The organism is Nocardia sp. NPDC102475 (genome assembly GCF_055584605.1).
In genome coordinates, this window is record NZ_JBVJLS010000040.1 from 15,267 (window position 1) to 29,173 (window position 13,907).

Below are 13,907 nucleotides of genomic sequence, written 5' to 3' on the forward strand. Positions count from 1 at the left end.
CAGACCACCGACAGATTTTTCGAGGTTCGAGATCCGGTCTGACCGGCAGTTCTAGCGGCCGTTAAGCCCGCTATTCGGTGGTGGAATGTCGGTGCCGTCCGCGAAGATCTTCGCCATGGCATCTCAGATGATCAAGGCCCCGAGCGGCGGGGGTTCTGACGACGAAGACGAAGGCGATCGCAATCCTGACGGCCTTCCCTACAGTGGCGACCCGTCCGGTCCTTGCCCGCGGTGCGGTCGGATCAGCAACTTCAAGGTGGGCGAAGTGGTGCAGATCCGGAAGAATATGCGCGTTCAAACCGCGAATGGCAGCCAGTATCTGCCGGCGCAGCGAGTTGTGGCGTTGACCTGCCACGGGTGCGAGCAGGGCACCGTCGTCGTCGAAGAAATCAAAACGCGCCCGGGCGGTTTCGAAGCAACACCGCTGTACTGGTGGCCCACACCCGGCAGCGCCACCGACATGGCCGACGTTCCGGATGACATCGCGGGCGCCTTTAACGAGGGCCTGCGCTGCCTCAGCGTGGTGGCCCCGAACGCGGCCGTGGCGATGTTCCGCAACGCACTGGCCCACATCGTCAAGGACAAGGGCAGCGCCGCCGCGAAGAAAGCACTCGACGGCACCCTTGCCGCTGGGATCGCGCAGATGGTCGCTGACGGTTCACTCCTTCCGACCTTCAATGACTGGGCGACGCATATCCGGGTGGTGGGCAACGCCGGTGCACATCAGGAGGCCTTCGAGGCGGTCTCGGTCGAGGAGGCTCAGGAGCTGCAAAACCTCGTGCTGGGGTTGATCAGGTACCTCTACATTGAGCCCGCCAATCTTGCCCGGATGCAGAAGCCGAAGAAGCGTCCTAAGACTCCTTGACCGGCCGAATCCGCATTCTGGCCGCCGATAAGACCCGCATCCGCGTCGCTATCGGCGGTCAGCCTTCAACGGCCACACGGCCACTGCTGCCTAGTTCGGGGATGTGCTTGTAAAGGGTGCCGCGCGAAACGCCGAGCAGGCGCGCGACCGAGGACACCGTTTCCTCCGGGCGGGTAAGGATGGCGCGGACCTGGCGGATCTGTTCGGCGGTCATCGCCGGTGGCCGGCCGAGGCGCTGCCCGCGGGCACGCGCGGCGGCCAGGCCCTCGTTGGTGCCGTCGACGATCAGCTCGCGAATGAACTCGGCGAGCGCGGCGAAGACATGGAACACCAGACGGCCGCCGGGTGTGGTGGTGTCGAGTGCTTCATGCAGGGAACGGAATCCGATGCCGCGCTTGCGGAGTCCGGCCACGATCGTGATCAGGTCCTGCAGCGAGCGGCCGAGCCGATCCAGCGACGGCACCACCAAGGTGTCGCCGGGGCGCAGGTAGTCCAGGCACGCCCACAGTTCTTCTCGCTCGGCGTTCTTGCCGGACTTCTTGTCGGTGAAGATCCGCTGGCATCCGGCCGCGGTGAGCGCGGCGATCTGACGGTCGAGCAGTTGACCTTTGGTCGAGACCCGCCCGTAGCCGACGAGGGCGCCGCCTCCACCGATCGGATCGAGCGCATCACCGTCGAGGGTGAGCGGATCGGAGATCTCGAGGGCTCGGGTCTGGTTGGTCATGCTCCGGAACTGTACGAGAAAGGTCCGACAGGATTTGTTGAACACCAATCGTTTTCGACACGTTTGTTGAACACCGATCCAGTCTGGTCGTCCTGACGATTCGCCCCATCTGGGTCGGTGTTCAACAAACGAACGATTCTCGACACTTACGAGGCGGGTGCCGTCGGCACGGCCACGGTCGGTGGCCAATCCTGCGGCTCGACATTGGCGGGCTTCTGGCTGAGGTCCTGATCCCAGTCGAATACCGGTGCTGGCGGCCCCCATTGTTTTGGGGCAACGAATGAAGCAGTCCCGCTACCGAAGCTCACCTTCATGAACCTGGCATCGCTGGTGAAGGTCGCATGGTGGAACGAGACGTCGCCGGTGAAGGTCGAACCTTTGAACGAGACGTCGCAGGTGAAGGTCGCACCGTTGAACCAGGCGCTGTGAGCGAAGGTCACATAGTGGAACCAGATTTTGCCGGTAAAGGTAGCGTCTCCGAACTCGGCGGTGCGGGCGAAGGTCGCCTCTCCGAACTGAACGTCGCCGGTGAAGGTCGCATCGTGGAACCAGGCACCGCCGGTGAAGGTCGCATTCTGGAACCAGGCACCGCCAGTGAAGGTCGCACCGCCGAACTGGGCTTTGCGGGTGAAGGTCGTGTCTCCGAACTCGGCGATGCTGGCGAAGGTCGCGCGGCTGAACTCGGCAGAACCCGCAAACGTCGCATTGCTGAAATCGGCACCTTCCAGGTAGGCATAGCGGAAGTCGAAATCGCTTGTTGACCAGCTGTATTCGGTGGGTGGGCGGAGGCGGCTGGCAATGACACGGACGATGGTCGCGCGGACTTCCCGGTCGTTCTGCCGGTACTCGATGTGCTCTTCCGTCTCGCCGCGAACTCGCCCATGTTCGATCCGGGGAGCTTTGACCACGAATTTGGTGCGCCCGCTAACACCGTGCTCGGGGTCGTAGGGCAGACGAAGGTATCCGCACAGCACGTCGATGCATTGCTGGCGGCGCAGGCCTTCGGATTCATCGGCGACGCCGGCCATGGCATAGACCCCTGCGATACGGACCGCGACATCGGTAGCACCGAGTTGGGCGGCCGCGGCGCCGAAGCGTTCGACGAACCGACTCTGCTCGAGGTCGCGCTGGCGGCGGTAGGCGATGACCAGCGCGACGACGCCGCCAACGCCGGCGACGACGGTCAAGGCGATGCGGGTGACGTCGATCTCGGCCGCGGTCTTGCTCACGTCGACGGGTGTAATCCACCGTAGGAACCCGTAGGCGGCGACGGCCACGCCCAGGCCCGCAGCGAGAGCGAGTAGGACCGCGGGCAGCAACTGGATCCGTCCCGTGCGGCGCCTGAGCGACGAGCGGGAGTCTTTAATCAACCACGTGCGCAACGTGGTCGTGGTTGAACGTGCCTGCGCGCCAATGGCGCTCACCCGCCCGGACATTGCTCAATTCTGCTCGACGCGACGTCCTGCCACCGAGCACTCCGTTCACTCCGATGCCGAGCAGCACGTTCGAGTGTCGAAGAACCGATCGGTTCTCGACAGCCCACCGGATGCATGTATCTAGGAAGAGGTCGAGCTCTCGCCCAGCTTGTCGTCCAACACGATTGGCGGGATGGGCTGTCCTGGTTTCGCTTCAGGGTCGACCTGGTCTATGACCTTTGAGATCTGCTCGTATGTACGCGCGGCCACCGCGTTCTGTACGTAGCTGCGAATGCCGCCGAAGCCTCGAGTCACGGTCAACAACGCCGTCAGATGGACCCCAGATAGGGTTACCTCCACCATCTCGCCCCGGGGAGAGACTCGTTCCTTCGGTACTTCCGGTAGCGAACGCAAACTCGGCACCGGCCAGAGCCCCTTCAGGGCGTGCCAGGTGTCGCGGTGGCAGACCAGCTGGACGGTGCTCACCCCCGCAGCACGGCGCATCCGCCGCTCATGGTCGCGTCTGGGCGCGACCATGCCATCAATCCAATCACGAACTCCCGAAATCATCCCCATCAACCGATGGTGCCCGAATTGCCGTGGAGCCGAGCTGTTTTCCGCCAGACTGGCCACCTCAAACATTCCCTTATCGGCGGTCGGAAACAGCTGTTTTGGCGGGCCGCACAGCGTACTTCGGATAGCGAAACGCCGCCAGGCGGGTGCACTGGCGGCGTTATTGCTGGGGTGCCGACGTCCCACAAGCGCCTCTCGGCGGGTGGTCGCTCTTAGCGACGAATGGGGTGCGGCCCGGGGCTGTCCGGACGCCGACACCGGTGTTCAACCGAGCCACCCGGTCAGCTATTCCACCGGATCCTGTGATCCGGCGAGATCGGTAGCTGGCCGGGATGTCTCGTGGGAAGACGCCGCCTAACGGCCCCCTTCCGCGAGCAGGGTTTCATCGGTGTCGGGTTCGGCCAGAGCGTTGCTGGAGAGCAGCGTTATGGCCGTGGCGGCCCCCACGAACCCTATGAGGATGGATCCGAGGGTGGAGAACCCGATCATGGAAGCGATGTAGCCCAGGGTGAATCCGCACCATGTCGAGGTGATGGTCACGAAGACGCCGCGTGTGCCGGTGGTTATGGCGGCGAGGTTGGTTAGGTCGATCCACAACGGTGTCACGGTGAACACGGCGAATCCGGTGAGCACACCGACGAGTGTGGATGGTTCGGCCAGCCAGGCCAGCACACCGGAACCGATGCCGGCCAGTGTTGCCGTCGTCAGACGGGGCGGGGTCAGCAGTCGAGCCCGATCGGGACCGTGCACCCACTTCGAGGTGGCCAGCAACAGCATCACCACGAGGGCGGCCGCGGCCGTGACACCGACCACCTCGTTGGTGAAGATGCGCCCGAACAGGATGGTCATCGCCATCGGGTAGATGACGATGACCAGCAAGACCAACGGGACTGCTCGCGCTGTCCCGGACTGCAGCGCGGTCAAAGATCTACTGCCCGAACGGATCTGCGGCGACGTTCCCAGCCCCAGGCACCGGCGGCAATGCCCAGGATGGGCACAGACCGAAGAACCCGCAAGCGCCGAGGCCTGGTCACGCCGGCCCATCAGCAACTTCAGATCCAGCACATCGACCCCGCCTATCTGCCGAACTGGTGCCAATCCGTCGGGCCCAGAGCGCGCCCAGTCGCGCATGGCAGCAGCCAGTGGATCCCCCTCGGCAGCTCCGCTCTGGCGGCGCCGATCGGAGACATTCGTGCGGCGCTCAACGCCCTCGCTCGCGGTCTCGTGAGGTGGGCCGGGTGCGAGGACTTGCTGGGCTTCCCGGATCGTGTTGCCGCTGATCTGAGCCCACATCGCCAGCATGCTGGCGACGTGATCATCGGGTAGTCGGCACGCGATCAGGAACGCCCGTAACTGCTCGCGGTTTTTGGGCAGGGTGTTGTTCTTCGAATCGATGAACCGATACGCCGTCGATCGAGGCAATCCCGAAGTCGCCGCTATCTGGCCCGCGGTGCGGCCGGAGACTTCCTGGATCCGCCGCAGCATCGCCATGTATCCGGCAGCGGAATCCTCTTGTGTGGCTTCGGGTCTCTCTGGGGTGGGTGATGGAGGAACGTTCATCGCGTCCCGCCACCGCCCAGGCTGCCCAAGGCCCTGCTCAATAACCGGCAGCCCGCCCGCGCCGCCGTGCCGATCGAACTGGCCGGCAAGACCAGCGTCACGAGCGGGATCTCGATCATCATCAGGTACTGAACTGCCTGGGCCGGATCGATGCCGCGGCAGATGAGCATGTAGTGGTAGCAGAATCCGGCCACGACGATGACCGATGCCATGAACGCAGCGGGCCACGACACAGCGCTCGGCGGGGACGGTGGTGATGTAGGAGGGGAAGCGATTTCATGGTCAGCGTCGTGCTGATCGCGGCAGCGCGGGTGGACTGAGTGGACGATCAAAACAGTGCATGCTCTCTGATATGGCGGTAGCCCGGGGAGCAGGCGGTCTGTCGACATCCCTACGCACGCGCGGAACTGCAACCGAGGTTGCAGGCGTGTGCCGGGCACCTCGGGCTACCACAGTTGAGACGGCCGAGACTTCCCGAGCAAGCCACGACACCAGCTCCGAGTTCCCGCTCGGAGAAGGCCTGTGCCCCTAGGTGGTTCGGGGCCAGCGGTGCCTATTCTGCACTGTCACAAGACGATCACGAAACGTACACAAACGGCACGTCGCGCATTTGAGAATCCCCGCGTCCAACTGGTCGGTCGACCATGAGTCGAAAAAGTATTCGATGCTCCCACGTCGAGATCCAGTGGACACCGAACTGTCCCGGGAGTGTCCAGCGAACCGTCCCAGCCCAGAAGCGCTGGACAGATTGTGACTCAAACCATAAGGCACGCCGACCTGTTTCGTTTCGTCCTTTTCCCTGTTCAACACCCAGGTTTTTGGTCTCGACAGCACGGTGGACACGATCTGTGGCTTAGAGTTATAACCATAATGTCGCCGCTACTCGCGGGTAACTTCGAAGCGCGCGGCATGATGATCCCCCCGGATGATCGCTTTGAGACGGCCGAGCAACCGGGAGCTGGCAGGGTTCGTTCCCGCGGACCCGCCACACGATAGAAGGCCTCACCAGGTCCCGCTTCCGGGAACCCGTGAGGCCTTCTATTTTCGGTGAGTTGCCTTATCGGTGGTCAGGAGTCTGGCGGTGGTGCAGCCGCATTCGGGCTGGACGGTCAGTGGTCCAGGAGAGCATCAGCCTGCTGTGCGGCGCTGGGATTCAAGATGTAGAGCCCCGCGCTCTGTTCGACCGACCGCGCACGAATCTCATTGATATCTCGGCCCCATCGGGTTTCACTCGACCACTTCAGCGCGGTGATCGCACCTATCTGCGGCAGCTCCGCGCCTTCCAGGTTCGCGCCTTGCAGGTTCGCGCGGTCCAGGTTCGCGCCGCGCAGCTCCGTGCCTTCCAGGTTGGCACCGCTCAGGTTCGCGCGGTCCAGGTTGGCACCGCCCAGGTTCGCGTCCTGCAGTTGCGCGTAGGTGAGATTCGCCCTGCTCAGGTCCGCTGCGCGCAGGTTGGCGCCCTTCAGTTGCGCGCCGCGCAGCTCTGCGCCGTTCAGCTTCGCATCGTTCAGCTTCGCGCCGTTCAGAGTCGCGTGGAAGAGTTGCGCGCCGCTCAGTTGCGCGTAAGTCAGCTTCGCGTCGACCAGCTCCGCGCCGTTTAGCTTCGCGTGTGTCAGATTTGCGTAATTCAGGTTCGCGTGATTCAGGGTCGCGCGGTCCAAGTCCGCGTCGCTCAGGTCCGCGTCATTCAGGTTCGCCCACAGCAAGCTCGCGTCGCTCAGGTTCGCGTGATTCAGGGTCGCGCGTGCCAGCTTCGCATCGACCAGGTTCGCGTCGACAAGGTTCGCGCCGGTCAGGTTCGCGTCGCGCAGGTCCGCGCTGCTCAACTTCGCGTCACTCAGGTTCGCTGCGCACAGATTCGCCCTGCTCAGGTCCGCTGCGCGCAGGTTGGCACCGCGCAGGTTCGCCCCTTCCAGGTTCGCGTCGTGCAGCTGCGCGGGGCTCTGTGCAAACGCAGCAGGGTGTAGTTCGGCCCGCCCCGGCTGACGGTATTGATCGGCTCCTGGTTGGAAGGCGGGCCATGTTCCGGCAAGCAGCGACAACAGTCGCCGCGCAGGTGAATCCGCCACAACCGTCGTCGCCGGTGCCGGTTGGAAGGCGGGCCATGTTCCGGCAAGCAGCGACAACAGTCGCCGACGGTATGACAGCTCAGCCATTGTCACCACCGGAATTCTCTGATGGGAGCGATGATTCGCTATAGGAGGCAAGCTTTTTCACCAATGCGGGCGCGGCGACCCCCGCACCGAATGCGGCAGCGTTGGTGGTGATGATCGAGCCGTACCCGATAGCCCAGGTCGTCAAGCCCGCCACTGCCAGATTGACCACCACCCAGCTCAGATACACGCCGCCACCAGGCCCGCCGTTGCTTCTGAGCCAGGGCCAGCCCTTGACGCGTGTGCTGTTCTCCACGTAGGCGACGCCGGAGTTAGCCGCCGCGCCGGCGATCCCCCACAGGGCGTACTGCCACATTCCCACACGGTAAACGCCGCAACGCCTTTCAGCTATGAGTTCGCTGATAGGCACGCTTATCGGCGGTCAGGAATCGAACACGCGAGCGTCAAGAAATCTTGTCGATTCGTCAAGAAAACTGGTCGAGTCAAGTAAACTTGTCGCATGGGAATTCCGTACTTCAAGACCACCGACCTCGGCTACCTGCCCGCCGGCACCGACATCGACGCCGTCCTGCGCGACGGGGACGAGCGCGCCCTGCACGCGACCTGGAACACCTTCCACCACATCCGGCACACGCACGAGACGCTGGCCAAACTCGATGCGGGCGAGATCACCCCCGCCGATGCCGAGGTCGACGTCGCGGCGCACATGCGAAGCGAACTGGCCCAGCTCGCCGACGTCACCGCCCTGCAGGCCCTCGAAGCCAACCGGCGCCTGGTCGAGCTGCTCACCGGCCGCCGCTGGTCGGTGATGCAGTTCGCCCGCGAGGCAGGCATCAGCTGGTCGGCGATCGGTGACGCGCTCGACATGACCAAGCAGGGGGCACTCGACTGGTACAAGCGCAAGATCGCGGCCCAGGAAAAGTACGCCAGTCGCTGGCACGACGCGGAACGCGCCCGCGCTGTTGTCGCGGAGTAGGAAAGGACTGCTGAGCAGCTTTATCCGGGTCAGAATCGAGGGTGCGAAACGGCCCAATCCGGTTGATAGTCCGGGTGGTCTCGCCAGATTTCCGCGATGGCGCGCAAGGTCTGTATGTGCTCGAGCCGCGACCGGTCGGCGGCCGGCGTCGCGCCGAACAGGTGGGTCAGCTCGCCCTCGTACTCGAGCACGGAGATGACTGCCGTCCGCAGCGCCGCGATGTAACGCTCGCGTGCGGGATCTTGTTCGTCGTCGGCGAAGCGGGCGACGATGAACTGCTCGATCCTCGGCGGCTCGGAGACCATGGTGGATCCGCCTTCCGTTCGGTGTTCAGGAACGGTGGCGAAGCACGCCAATAAAGGCTGGTCAGGAAGCGGCTGATTCGGGCGCGCGCCGCGGCCGTAGAAGTGTCGAGACCGAGCCGATCGAGATTCCCATCTCCTCGGCAATCTGCTGGTACTTCATTCCTGACGCACGCAGCTCCTGCGCTTGCTGCTGTCGTGCACGTGCTCGTGCCTCGAAATCCTCGCGGGGTTCGGCAATGAGTCGCTGAATGGTCCGCGTGGACGCGCCGTACTGCTCTGCGAGCTCCCGCGCGGTGCGGGTGCGCCGTACTGGATTCTTGGCAGCCATCGTTACGCCTCCTCCAATGCGGATTGGACGATTGCGCTCATATCGTATTTTGTCGCGTTGCGTCTCGCGGCTTCGCGTTTGGCTTCAGACTTCGCGTTGCCGCCCTTTCGTCCGCGCTTTGACAGCTCGTCGTCGCTGAGTTTGGCCGCGGTTACTTCCCCGCCGCGCCTCCCACGTCGAGACTGTTCCTCGCTGAACGTGCGAGTGATGTGCCTCCAGGTCCATTTCGAGATGGAGTGTGCGATCTGGCGGACTTCCCCGTCCTCCATCGGCCCCTTGGCGTAGGCCGGGCCGATGATGTCCATGTTGCGGTCCCATGCGTGATCATGGACGACTGGGAACCACAGTCCATGGCTGGAGTAGTTGCGGACCCTGCGGTACGACCATTTCCGCACCAAGTCGAACAGGTCGACGTTGCGGCCGGTCCCTGACGTGCGGAGCTTCTTGCGTCGTTCGGTCGAGGTCGACCACTTGGGGAGCGCGCCCAGCTTCTCAAGCGGCCCAGCGAGATCCGCGAGGTCATAGGTGGCGTACTCCGGCCCGAACAATGTCAGGTGATCGCCGTGGCGAGGATTCTTGGTGATCCTTCCTCCGTAGGCAACGTCACCGGCCAGAACGTCATTGAGGCCGGCCTCGATCCGAGCCAGTAGGTTGACCGGCGCGCGCCGCGCCGCGTCGGTCAGGATGACGTCGGTCTTCAGCGCGTAGACGATGTGACCGTCGTTGGTGAACCGGTTCGCCGCGATGTAGGACGGCACCGGCAATCCGGCCAACGCGGCGATCTCGTCGGCCCGACCGCCGTCATGATCGGTGATGATTAGCGAGGTCATCGCCTTCGGGTTCGCCTCGAAGTACGGCATGGTCAACGCCCGCTCTCGCGAAGTTCGGTAGTAGCCACCGTCTTTCGACTTGCCAGCAAGCGGTCTGCGAGGCTTCCAATGCTCCTCGAACGCGAATGGGAGCCAATCGGCGTCCAGCTCCCACTCGTCTTGTTCGGTCTGCATGGTGGCGCAGTCTGCCCCAAGATCGTTGAAATGATGAGGTGCGACACGCAAACTTGGCCTAATCCATTGAAATGATGAGGTACGACATGCGAACTTGGCCTAATCCGGTAGTTCAGGCTCCCCACGTGGAAACCGGAGGTTTCTTACGGGAAGATATATGCGTAAATATGCATATGCGCATTACCGCATATATCTTCCCGTCCAGGTTGGTCGGCAGTTCCTGATGAAGTACGACCCGCCGAGCATGATCAGGCTTCCAGGTCTACCGCGTGAACCGGAGTAGCGTCGCAAACAGCAAGAACTGGGGGGAGGGATATGAGAGGCGAGGACATCCGAACGGCTCGGAAAGCCCGGGGTTGGTCGGTTCCCGTTCTTGTCGCTGCGCTGAATTCGGCCGCCGAGCGCGATGGTGTCCGCTTGATGACTCCAGCCAGTCTGAAAGTTGCGGTGTCACGCTGGGAGAACGGCCACACCAAGCCGGATGCGCTTCACTCTCAATTGCTGGCCCGAGTGCTACATCTGCCTCATGCTGGCGATCCGCTCGAGGAGGGGCGCGAGTATCAGCGTGACGTTGTTTCGGCGATCACCGTGATGGGGGCCCTGACCGACAGCGACAGCAGCAACGACCCTGCCCTAGCCAGAGCAGGCACGATCAGTAGTTTGGGTGCGTCCCAAGTCGTAACGGGTTACTTATTTGCCCAATCGCCTGCGCTGGCGCTTCCGGGTGAGCCGGTCTTCGGGGTTGCGGCTGCTGAGAGGATCCGCAACACGGTGTCGACCATGATGTCGATGGATTTCCAGAAAGGTGGCGGCCACACCCGCCGGGCGCTGCTCCAGTTCTTCCGCAACCAAGTTTTGCCCGAGCTGCACGCAGTGCATCCAGGGGTGGCCCGACGTGAAATCTTTTCCGCCGCTGCCGAAGTCGCGCAGCTCCTGGGGTGGAGCGCCTATGACGTCGGTCGCCATCCGGTTGCAATCCGATATTTCATCCAAGGGTTAAAGCTCGCCGAGGAGGCGGGCGACCATCTCATGGGCGCCAGGTTGTTGGCCAACCTGTCCCATCAAGCCAATTTCGTTGGCAACTACAACGATGCAGTGATGTACGCGCGAGCTGCCCAGTCGGCTCTGCGAGGGCATGGCACACCCAGCGTCGAAACCATGTGCGTGATGATGGAGGCGCGTGGCCTGGCCAGTCTGGCGGACCAGAAGGGCACCGCAACCGCGATCCACCGTGCCGAGCAACTCTTCGAACGCCGCCACGGCGACGAACCGACCTGGATCGGCTACTACGACCCAGCCGAACTCGCGGGCGACGCCAGCCACTGCTGGCGCGATCTGCAGCTTGTGCCCCAGACCCGAACGTTCGTCAGCGATGCCCTCACCGACGACACCCCGCCCCGGACCAGGGCGTTCATCCAGATGGTCTCGGCTGATGCAGCGTTGGTCGCTGGCGACTGGGAGGATGCCGGGGCACTGGCAGCTGCCGCCGTCGTCAATGGCGGTGACTTGCGGTCGGCGAGATATCTGCGGTACCTGCACGACTTCTACAACCGGCTCCCCGCTGGGGGCTCACGTCATCGCGCGCTCGTGGAGTTCGTCGATCTCATGCACACCCACCATCCCGCGATCGTGGCAGTGGCGCGCTGAGGGGTCAGAGACCGCGCCAGGGCTCGGTCAGTTGGCCGGTGCGTAGTGTGCGGATCCGCTTCTCGTATTCGCCGCGGACGCGTGCGGAGTGATCGACGTTCTGTGACAACCAGCTGACCATCTTCACCTGCTGGATCCCTTGCAGGATTGGCCATCCGGACCAGGTGGTGATGTCGTAGCCGTAGCCACTGGCAAACGCGGCATAGTCCTGTTCGGCGAGCATCCCCATCGACGCCTCGGCCGCTGTTTTGGCCAGATCCCACTCCGCCGGCCCGAATGCGAACGCCTCCAGATCGATCAACACCGCCTGGCCGTCGTCGGTGATCATGACGTTCTTCACGTGAGCATCGCCGTGCAGCGCGGTCGCTGGTAGCTGGAAGGTCAGCGCTTGCAGCTCCTGCTCCAACTCGCGTACTCGGTGCCGCAAGAAATCGGCGTCCGCGGCCGGGATCGGGGCAGTGTCCAGGCGCGCCGGAACATGGCTGAATGCCTGTACGGCTGGAAGCGTCAGCTCGGCTGGTCGGGACAGCTGGTGCAGCTGGCGGAGGAGCCCGCCGAGGATGTCAGTTTCGGCGAGGTCGGCTGCTCGCCCCGGGATGAATCGCCAGAACGTGACCGGGTGCCCGTCAATCTCGATCGGCTGCCCTCGATCACCGATGTCGTAGGTCTGCGCGGCCGGGAACCTTTGGCCGGAAAGCCAATTCGCGACCGCAACCTCTTTTTCGGCGTCTTTCCAGTGCTTCATGTTCCGGGCGATGCGGACGATCACCGGTTCCGATGTCAGCTGGTAGAGCATGTTTTCGCCCAACCGCAACATGACCGCATCAGCGGAATCTAGGCCCACTGTTCGGCACGCACGATCCAGCACCGCGTCGACTGTCTCGGGCAGGAAAGACGGAGCGGATGAGCGGGCCACGCAGATCAGGTTAACCGGGGGACAGGTGCTCGCGTGGCTGCTAACCCTTGCTATCTCCCGACACGCCGGACGGCGCGACGACGGTGAAGACATGACTTCAAACCACTTTTTCCGCATCGACCCAGTCCTGCAAGATGGACCGCCGTTATTCGGACTCGGCGCCTGCGGTCCATTCGTCCATTCGGGTTTCAAGGCGAGCAACCCGGGCCTTCAGGTCTTCGATCTCATCCTCATGAGTAGGGGGGCTACTCGGAGGTTCGATCACGTAGGTGCCGCGGCCCTGCCTGGACTCGATCAGGCCTTTTTCGCGCAGCATGCCCAGGGCGCTGTCGATGGTGTTCAACGACGCGTCGTGCTGTTCCTTGAGCTGCTCTTTCGTCGGTAGCAGGTCCCCTGGTCGGAGTCGACCTGCGGCGATCTCGGCCTCCCAGTAGGCGCTGATCTGCAGGTACTTGGGCGTCGGCGGCGGGTTCTTCACAGATCAAGATTAAGCCCTTCAGGGGTCACCTCAAGTCAACCGATTGACTCGATTGACTTACCCGATTAACCATGATTCAATCGAGTCACTCGAATGTTCCAAATGTTGGAGGAGATGATGAGACATCCAATTTTCGCGCTGATTGCCCTGCTCAGCGCGGCGTACATGCTGATCCGCTATCCGGAATTCGTGATCGGCGTTGTCGTTGCCGCCGCCGTGCTTGTGCTCATCGGGCACTGGTTCGTCCGTGCTCTGACTCCATTCGGTCGCCATCGGGGGATGCGGCGATGAGCACCGATCTGGACCGCTACCAGCGGAATGACGCAGGGGCAGATCAGCGCGGGGGTGTCGCGGTGACCATGCCGGATCCGACCGAGCTGATCACTTTTCGCAGTGCTGGGGCACTGCTGGGGGTGACTCATCCGACTATTCGCCGCTGGATCACTGAGCAGCGCTTGAGCGAGTACCGGATTGCAGGCTCGCCGCGAGTCGATCGCCGTGAGGTGTTGGGGCTGATTTCTCTGGTCAGCGCGGCTCAGGCGGTGACGCGATGATCGGGCCGGTCGCCCGGACGGACGCCGCGGTCGCGTCTGCGATGGGACGTGGTTTCCGTGTGCTGCCGCCGCAGGTTCAGCTGGCGCTGTTGGTGTTTGGGTTGCTGATCGGCATGGTCGGCTGCTCGGTGGCGTGGGTTGATCAGCAGTCGTATACGCCGTCGCCGAATATCTGTGCGCCGGGCCAGGAGTCGCGCACTGACTGCCAGCACATGCAGCGCGTTCCGGTGCAGACGCCGGCGGGGTGGCAGCGATGAGCGCCCCGGCTGATGACACGCAGCGTGTTGAGGGCGGGATCCCGGTTTACGACTGGCGTACCGCGCCTTCGCATTTGCGGACGCGTCGCCAGCTCGAGGCGCAGGGTTTGCGCCGCAATGGCCAGGACATCGCGGGCAAGATCCCGTTCCGCCGTTATGGCCGTGAGCAGGTAGCGCACCTGTACGACATC

19 protein-coding genes are annotated in these 13,907 nt (G+C 63.5%); 7 read left to right on the forward strand and 12 right to left on the reverse strand.

The window, feature by feature from the left end; all coding sequences use genetic code 11:
- Positions 1–85: 85 nt before the first annotated feature.
- Positions 86–865, forward strand: coding sequence for a DUF4145 domain-containing protein (locus tag ACZ60G_RS41485; protein WP_465817528.1), 780 nt, complete (start codon positions 86–88; stop codon positions 863–865).
- Positions 866–923: 58 nt separating this feature from the next.
- Here the strand turns inward: ACZ60G_RS41485 and ACZ60G_RS41490 are convergent, their stop codons facing one another.
- From ACZ60G_RS41490 to ACZ60G_RS41520, 7 genes are all read right to left on the reverse strand, one after another.
- Complete coding sequence (locus ACZ60G_RS41490; RefSeq protein ID WP_465817530.1) at positions 924–1,589, reverse strand: recombinase family protein; 666 nt, start codon at positions 1,587–1,589, stop codon at positions 924–926.
- A 146-nt stretch (positions 1,590–1,735) separates the two neighbouring features.
- The gene (locus ACZ60G_RS41495) at positions 1,736–3,025 is read right to left on the reverse strand and encodes a pentapeptide repeat-containing protein (RefSeq protein ID WP_465817531.1); all 1,290 of its coding nucleotides are present in this window, start codon (positions 3,023–3,025) and stop codon (positions 1,736–1,738) included.
- A gap of 120 nt (positions 3,026–3,145) precedes the next feature.
- Positions 3,146–3,580, reverse strand: a complete 435-nt coding sequence (locus ACZ60G_RS41500) for a hypothetical protein (RefSeq protein WP_465817533.1) — start codon at positions 3,578–3,580, stop codon at positions 3,146–3,148.
- 351 nt (positions 3,581–3,931) lie between these two features.
- Entirely contained in the window at positions 3,932–5,068 is a 1,137-nt protein-coding gene (locus ACZ60G_RS41505) for a hypothetical protein (protein WP_465817535.1), read from the reverse strand.
- Between the two features lie 65 nt (positions 5,069–5,133).
- On the reverse strand, positions 5,134–5,349 hold the full coding sequence (locus ACZ60G_RS41510) for a hypothetical protein (protein ID WP_465817536.1): 216 nt from the start codon (positions 5,347–5,349) through the stop codon (positions 5,134–5,136).
- An 897-nt stretch (positions 5,350–6,246) separates the two neighbouring features.
- Positions 6,247–7,263, reverse strand: coding sequence for a pentapeptide repeat-containing protein (locus ACZ60G_RS41515; RefSeq protein WP_465817538.1), 1,017 nt, complete (start codon positions 7,261–7,263; stop codon positions 6,247–6,249).
- 22 nt (positions 7,264–7,285) lie between these two features.
- On the reverse strand, positions 7,286–7,606 hold the full coding sequence (locus ACZ60G_RS41520; RefSeq protein ID WP_465817540.1) for a hypothetical protein: 321 nt from the start codon (positions 7,604–7,606) through the stop codon (positions 7,286–7,288).
- Positions 7,607–7,750: 144 nt separating this feature from the next.
- On the opposite strand from ACZ60G_RS41520, the gene ACZ60G_RS41525 reads away from it, so the two are divergent.
- Positions 7,751–8,227 (forward strand): hypothetical protein, encoded by a 477-nt coding sequence (locus ACZ60G_RS41525; protein WP_465817542.1) that lies wholly within the window; start codon positions 7,751–7,753, stop codon positions 8,225–8,227.
- Between the two features lie 29 nt (positions 8,228–8,256).
- Here ACZ60G_RS41525 and ACZ60G_RS41530 read toward each other — a convergent pair whose 3' ends face one another.
- The 3 genes from ACZ60G_RS41530 to ACZ60G_RS41540 all read right to left on the reverse strand — a co-directional run bounded on the left by ACZ60G_RS41530 (position 8,257) and on the right by ACZ60G_RS41540 (position 9,864).
- Positions 8,257–8,532, reverse strand: coding sequence for a hypothetical protein (locus ACZ60G_RS41530; RefSeq protein WP_465817544.1), 276 nt, complete (start codon positions 8,530–8,532; stop codon positions 8,257–8,259).
- A 61-nt stretch (positions 8,533–8,593) separates the two neighbouring features.
- Positions 8,594–8,860 (reverse strand): sigma factor-like helix-turn-helix DNA-binding protein, encoded by a 267-nt coding sequence (locus ACZ60G_RS41535; RefSeq protein ID WP_465817546.1) that lies wholly within the window; start codon positions 8,858–8,860, stop codon positions 8,594–8,596.
- Between the two features lie 2 nt (positions 8,861–8,862).
- Positions 8,863–9,864 carry a replication initiation protein gene (locus ACZ60G_RS41540; protein WP_465817548.1) on the reverse strand — a complete coding sequence of 334 codons (1,002 nt, stop codon included), beginning with the start codon at positions 9,862–9,864 and terminating at the stop codon, positions 8,863–8,865.
- A gap of 420 nt (positions 9,865–10,284) precedes the next feature.
- Here ACZ60G_RS41540 and ACZ60G_RS41545 point away from each other — a divergent pair, with 420 nt between their 5' ends.
- The gene (locus tag ACZ60G_RS41545; protein ID WP_465817549.1) at positions 10,285–11,511 is read left to right on the forward strand and encodes a hypothetical protein; all 1,227 of its coding nucleotides are present in this window, start codon (positions 10,285–10,287) and stop codon (positions 11,509–11,511) included.
- 4 nt (positions 11,512–11,515) lie between these two features.
- On the opposite strand, the gene ACZ60G_RS41550 is transcribed toward ACZ60G_RS41545, so the two are convergent.
- Together ACZ60G_RS41550 and ACZ60G_RS41555 are read right to left on the reverse strand one after the other, a co-directional pair.
- Positions 11,516–12,544: a phosphotransferase enzyme family protein gene (locus ACZ60G_RS41550; RefSeq protein ID WP_465817551.1), complete on the reverse strand. Its 1,029-nt coding sequence runs from the start codon at positions 12,542–12,544 to the stop codon at positions 11,516–11,518.
- A 28-nt stretch (positions 12,545–12,572) separates the two neighbouring features.
- Positions 12,573–12,905, reverse strand: a complete 333-nt coding sequence (locus tag ACZ60G_RS41555) for a GntR family transcriptional regulator (protein ID WP_465817553.1) — start codon at positions 12,903–12,905, stop codon at positions 12,573–12,575.
- Positions 12,906–13,019: 114 nt separating this feature from the next.
- Here ACZ60G_RS41555 and ACZ60G_RS41560 point away from each other — a divergent pair, with 114 nt between their 5' ends.
- The 4 genes from ACZ60G_RS41560 to ACZ60G_RS41575 form a co-directional block, all read left to right on the forward strand.
- Positions 13,020–13,196 carry a hypothetical protein gene (locus ACZ60G_RS41560; protein ID WP_465817555.1) on the forward strand — a complete coding sequence of 59 codons (177 nt, stop codon included), beginning with the start codon at positions 13,020–13,022 and terminating at the stop codon, positions 13,194–13,196.
- Complete coding sequence (locus ACZ60G_RS41565; protein ID WP_465817557.1) at positions 13,193–13,459, forward strand: MerR family transcriptional regulator; 267 nt, start codon at positions 13,193–13,195, stop codon at positions 13,457–13,459. Before ACZ60G_RS41560 ends, ACZ60G_RS41565 begins: the two co-directional genes overlap by 4 nt.
- Positions 13,456–13,716, forward strand: a complete 261-nt coding sequence (locus tag ACZ60G_RS41570; protein WP_465817559.1) for a hypothetical protein — start codon at positions 13,456–13,458, stop codon at positions 13,714–13,716. Before ACZ60G_RS41565 ends, ACZ60G_RS41570 begins: the two co-directional genes overlap by 4 nt.
- On the forward strand, positions 13,713–13,907 hold a 195-nt coding region (locus ACZ60G_RS41575), incomplete at its 3' end, for a hypothetical protein (RefSeq protein WP_465817561.1). The genes ACZ60G_RS41570 and ACZ60G_RS41575, both read left to right, overlap by 4 nt.